Annotated in this window: 4 protein-coding genes; all 4 read left to right on the plus strand. The window is 75.4% G+C overall.

Annotated elements, in window-relative coordinates:
• On the plus strand, positions 1-980 hold a 980-nt coding region (locus DT057_RS05540; protein ID WP_128561105.1), incomplete at its 5' end, for a glycosyltransferase family 2 protein.
• Between the two features lie 1,714 nt (positions 981-2,694).
• A complete protein-coding gene (locus tag DT057_RS05550) occupies positions 2,695-3,741 on the plus strand; it encodes a KpsF/GutQ family sugar-phosphate isomerase (protein WP_128561107.1) in 1,047 nt (348 codons plus the stop codon).
• Between the two features lie 17 nt (positions 3,742-3,758).
• Positions 3,759-4,556 (plus strand): hypothetical protein, encoded by a 798-nt coding sequence (locus DT057_RS05555; protein ID WP_128561108.1) that lies wholly within the window; start codon positions 3,759-3,761, stop codon positions 4,554-4,556.
• On the plus strand, positions 4,553-5,524 hold a 972-nt coding region (locus DT057_RS05560), incomplete at its 3' end, for a GSCFA domain-containing protein (RefSeq protein ID WP_128561109.1). The genes DT057_RS05555 and DT057_RS05560, both read left to right, overlap by 4 nt.

Consider the following 5,524-nt stretch of genomic DNA (forward strand, 5'->3'; position numbering starts at 1 on the left):
CAGCCTGGGCCTGCCCCGTGCTGCTGTCGCGGCCGGGCGCCGCGGAGGCGCCGGCCGGCCCCGCCGCCGTCGCGGAGGCGCTCGCGATCCTGCCGGGGGCGCCGGGCGCCCCCGCGGACGACCGGCGCCTCTACCCGACCGCGCCCGACGCGCCCCTGCCGCTCCCCGGCCTCGCGGCGCTCGAGGGGCAGGGCATCTCCGTCGTCGTGCCGGTGCATAACGGGCTGGCGCGGCTCGACCGGCTGCTCCTGAGCCTCGCCGCGCAGAGCTGTGCCGGCGACGTCGAGGTGATCCTGGTCGACAGCCGCTCGCACCCGCACCTGCCGCCGCAGATCCGCGCCCTCGCGGAGAGCCGCTTCCCCGACCGCGCCCGCCTGGCGCGCTACGACCGGCCCCACAACCAGAGCGCCGAGTACAATCTCGGCGCCTCGCTCGCCGAGGGGCGCTACCTGCTCTTCGCGGAGCCGAGCCTCGTCCTGCACGACAGGCGCACGCTCGCGGCCCTGCGCGGGCTCGCGGCCCTCGATCGGGTCGCCTCCGCGGCCTGCCTCCTGCTCGCGACGCCGGCCGGGCCCTCGGGCGAGCTCGCCTTCCGCTCGGGCGGCTACTTCCCGAGCCGCATCGACTTCCTCGGCGCGCCATTCCTCAGCCTCGCGGAGGCGGATTGCGAGGCTGCCCTGCCGCTCGCGACCTACCCGGTGGTCGCCAATTCCGCGGCCCTGTGCATGGTCGCCGCCGAGACGTTCCGGCACCTCGGCGGCTTCGACGCCCGGGCCTGCCCCAACCACGGGCACGACGTCGCGTACGGCCTGCGCGCCGGCGCGGCCGGCTACCGCAGCCTGTGCACCACCCTGGTGACCGCGGTGCAGGAGGAGCGGCGCGGGCGGCCCCGCGAGGTCGAGGTGCCCCGCGTCGCGCTCGGCGACGCGGCGGCCCTCCTCGGGCTCCTCGCCGCCGCCACCGTGGTGCGGGCGCTGTGACCGGGAGCCGGCAGGGGACGCCGCGATGAAGATCTGCTTCGTGGTGTCGAGCGAGGAGCACAAGGCGAGCGCCGGCGCGCGCATCCGCTACGGGCGGCTGCGGCCCGAAATCGCCCTCGGCGACCTCGCGGTCTCGATCGCCACGGCCGAGAGCCTCGCCAAGGCCTCGGCCCTCGTTCACGACGCCTACGTGTTCAGCAAGATCTACGGCGTCGTGCCGTCCCTGCTGATCCGGCGGATGCGGACGGCCGGCAAGCTCGTCGGTATCGACATCTTCGACGACTATTTCAGTCAGGTGGAGGACACGCGACTTTTCTACTTTCGTCGCTGGCTCGACAAGTACGGGGAGCTGTTCCAGTTCGTGCTCTGCTCGACCGAGCGGCTGCGCGCGATGGTGCGGAGCCGCCTGCCGGGCCGCCCGGTCCTGCTCCTGCCGGACGCCGCCGCCCCCTACGAGTGGCGCCGCGTGGCGACGGTCGCGGCGCAGAAGCTGCATGCGGTCCTGGCCTCGCGGGTGATCGACGTCCTCTGGTTCGGGATCGGCACGAACCCGTACTTCCCGGTCGGCATCGCCGANCTCGCCCGGGACGGCTGGTCGGCCCGGCTCACCGTCCTGACCAACGCCCGGACCCTGCCCCGGGCCGCGCTCGCGTCCATCGCCCGCCTGCCCGTCGAGGCCCGGATCGAGGAATGGACGCTCGAGCGCGAGGCGGAGCTGATCGCCGCGAGCTTCCTCGCCTTCCTGCCCGTCGGCGGCCAGCCGTTCAGCCAGGCGAAGTCCCTCAACCGGGCCGTGACGGCGCTGACCGGCGGCTGCCAAGTGCTGGCGCCGGGCTTCCCGCTCTACGAGGCCCTCGGCGAGGGGGTGTACGCCGCGCCGGAGGCGCTGCTGCGCGACCTCGACGCCGGGACGGCGCGGCTCACCCCGGACGCCATGGCGCGGCTGACGGTGCGGCTCGCGGGCATCGCCGACGCCTTCGACAACGCCGCCGCCCTCGCGGGCTTCCTCGCCCGGATCGGGCGGCGCGCCGGCGCGGGCCGCCCGCCGCCGGCCCCGCCGCCGAACCGGATCTCCCGGCGCAACGTCCTGCGGACCGGGCACCCGATCGACACGGCGCTCGTGCACGGCGCCAGCCCGGATTTCCGCGCCCTCGACCTCGCGCGCGCCCTCGGGGCGCTGCAGGTCAAGGGGCCGTTCTTCCACGGCCTGCGCGCCTACGACCTGCACTTCGACCCGGTGCCCCACCCCAGGGAGTGGCGGATGCGCATCCTCGTGCGGCCCGACCTGACCGACTTCGTGGCGCCGGCCTACCGCCAGCACCTCGTCCCGTTCGGCCCGGTGCACGAGGTCGAGATGCTCCAGCTCGACCCGGCCGTCGCCGCGACGCTGTTCCACGCGCCCGCCCTGCCGCTCCTGGCGCTGCGCAGCCCGCTGCGGGAGGCCTGCGCCTACCCGGAGGTGATGCGCGAGACGGTGCGCTGCTGCGCCATCCTGCTGCCGGAGCTGCGCATCCAGGTCTCGGAGCTCGCGAACCTGCACCTGCCGGCCTTCGGCTGAGGCGCGGGCGCCACGGGCGCCGCCGCCCGCGCCGCCGCCCGGCGAATTTCGGGGGCCGCGGGCGCTCGCACTTAATCTGGCCGCAAATGCCCCGACAGGCTGAGGGGGTCGGGCGGCGCCGCAGGGCGTCGGGCGAGAGGCGCGCGAGGGGCCGTGATGGAGAGTTCGAACCGGGCCGAGATCTACGGCGGGGATGGGTCGGCCGCCGAGACCGGGCAGGTGGTCGAGGCCGCGCACTTCTCGGCGATCCGCAGCGTCCGCACCGAGGCCGATGCGCTCCTGACCCTCGCGCGCGCCCTCGACGGCGAGCTCAGGGCCGGGTTCGGCGCCGCCGTGGCGGCGATCCACGGGCTCCAGGGCCGGGTCATCGTCTCGGGCATCGGCAAGAGCGGCCATATCGGCCGCAAGATCGCCTCGACGCTCGCCTCCACGGGCACGCCGGCCGCCTTCATCCACCCGAGCGAGGCCAGCCACGGCGACCTCGGCATGATCACCCAGCAGGACATCGTGATCGCGCTGTCCTGGTCGGGCGAGACCGCGGAGCTCGGCGACCTCATCAGCTTCTCCAAGCGCTTCGCCGTGAAGCTCGTCGCCCTGACGTCGAACCCCGCGAGCACGCTCGGGCTCGCGGCCGACATCCTGCTGCCGCTGCCCCTCGTCAAGGAGGCCTGCCCGCACAACCTCGCGCCGACCTCCTCGAGCGTGATCCAGCTCGCGCTCGGCGACGCGCTCGCGGTGGCGCTGCTGGAGCGCCGCGGCTTCTCGGCCAGCGACTTCAAGCTCTTCCACCCCGGCGGCAAGCTCGCGGCGAGGCTCAAGACCGTGGGCCAGCTCATGCATGTCGGGGACGAGATGCCCCTCGTGGCGAGCGGCATCCCGATGGCGGAGGCCCTGCTCGCCGTCATGGGCAAGCGCTTCGGCTGCGCCGGCATCGTCGACCCCCGCGGCCACCTCATCGGCATGATCACCAACGGCGACATGCGCCGGCACATGGGGACGGACCGCTCGGGCAAGGACCTGCTCCACCGCCTCGTCGACGAGGTGATGACGCCGACCCCGATCACGACCTCGGCCAACACCTTCGCGAGCGCGGCCCTCGAGCTCATGAACCGCACCCAGATCACCGCGATGTTCGCGGTCGAGCGGGGCCGGCCCGTCGGCATCCTCGACATCCACGATATCCTGCGCGCCGGGGTCGTCTGAGGCCGGCTCCCGCCGCGATGGCCGGGCCGCCCCCGATCCTCCTCGTCGGCGAGAGCCACGGCGTCGCCCTGGCGGGCGCGCTCGCCCTGCGCGAGCCCGAGGCGCGCAGCGCCGCGTTCCTCGACGTGCGCCCCTTCCGGCCCCTGGTGGGCGAGGCGGATGGCGCGCCCTGCTTCGCGCCCGGCCTCGCCGAGGCCCTGGCGGCGCGCCTCGGCCCGGCCACGCGGGTCGCCGCCTGCATCGGCGGCAACAAGCACAACGCCATGAGCCTGATCGCCTCCCCGGAGCCCTTCGACTTCCGGCTCTCCGGCGAGCCGGAGACCGCCCTCGATCCGCGCGCGCGGCCGATCCCAGAATCGAGCCTGCGCGACAGCCTCGAGGACCGCATGGCCGGCGAGATCCAGGCCACCACGCTGCTGGCGCGCCAGGCGGCGCGGGCCGGCTGCCCTGCGATCCTCGTCCTCGAGGCGCCGCCGCCCCTCGGGGACGAGGCGCACGTGCTCGCCCGCGCGGACAGCCACTTCCGCAGCCACGGCCTCGGGGAGCGCGGCGTCGCGCCCCGCGCCCTGCGCCGCAAGATCTGGCGGCTCCAGGGCCGCATCCTGCGCGACCTCTGCGGGCGCATCGGCGCCCACTACCTCCCGGTCCCGCCCCGGGTCGTCGGGCCGGACGGGCTCCTGCACCCCGACGCCTACGGCCGGGACGCGACCCACGGCAATGCCTGGTTCGGCGAGGAGGTCCTGCGCGCCATCGAGGCGCGGGCGGGGTGCCGCCCCGGGGCCCCGGCGGCCCTGGCCGCGGAAGGACGGCCGTGAGCCATCCCTACCGCCGCCTGCGCGACCGCGCCTTCTGGTCCCGGTCGGTCGCCGGCGTGGCGCCCGCGGCAATCGACCCGGTCGGCCGGTTCGACCTCCGGATCGGGCCGGGCGACCGGGTCGCGACGGCGGGCAGCTGCTTTGCCCAGCACATCGCCCGCCACCTCGACCGGGCCGGCTTCACCCACCACGTCACCGAGCCGGCCCACCCGATCCTGGCCCGGCGCGTGGCCCGCGAGCGCCAGTACGGGCTGTTCTCGGCCCGCTACGGCAACATCTACACGGCGCGCCAGCTGCACCAGCTCGTGGCCCGGGCCTACGGCCGCTTCCGGCCGGCCGAGGACGTCTGGATCGAGGCGGACGGGCGGGTGCTCGATCCGTTCCGGCCGACGATCGAGCCCGGGGGGTTCGCCTCCGAGGCGGAGATGCGTGCCGACCGGCGCCAGCACCTCGCGGCCGTGCGCGGGATGCTCGAGACCCTCGACGTGCTGGTCTTCACCCTCGGCCTCACGGAGTGCTGGCACGCCGCGGCCGACGGCGCCGTGTTCCCGGTCTGCCCGGGCGTGAGCGGCGGGACCTTCGACCGGTCCCGGCACCGCTTCCACAACCTGTCCGTCGCCGAGGTCGCCGCCGACCTGCGCGCGGTCGTCACCGACCTCGCGGCCGTGAACCCGCGGGCGCAGGTCGTGCTCACGGTCTCCCCGGTGCCGCTCGTCGCAACCGCCCGTCCGGACGCGCACGTCCTGTCGGCCACCGCCTACTCGAAGGCCGTCCTGCGCGTCGCCGCCGAGGAGGCGGCCCAGCTGCCCCGGGTCCACTACTTCCCGGCCTACGAGATCGTCACCGGGCCGCACGCCCGCTACTTCGCGCCCGACCTGCGCAGCGTCACGGAGGCGGGCGTCGCCCACGTGATGCGCCTCTTCCTCAAGCACGCCGCCCGCCCGGAGGCGGCGCCCGGCGCGGGCGCG

The organism is Methylobacterium crusticola (assembly GCF_003574465.1).
GTDB lineage: Bacteria > Pseudomonadota > Alphaproteobacteria > Rhizobiales > Beijerinckiaceae > Methylobacterium > Methylobacterium crusticola.

Excerpts from the sequence above, each read along its gene's own strand:
- DT057_RS05550 (WP_128561107.1), top strand. The coding sequence starts at position 2,695 with ATGGAGAGTTCGAACCGGGCCGAGATCTACGGCGGGGATGGGTCGGCC.
- DT057_RS05555 (WP_128561108.1), top strand. The coding sequence starts at position 3,759 with ATGGCCGGGCCGCCCCCGATCCTCCTCGTCGGCGAGAGCCACGGCGTC.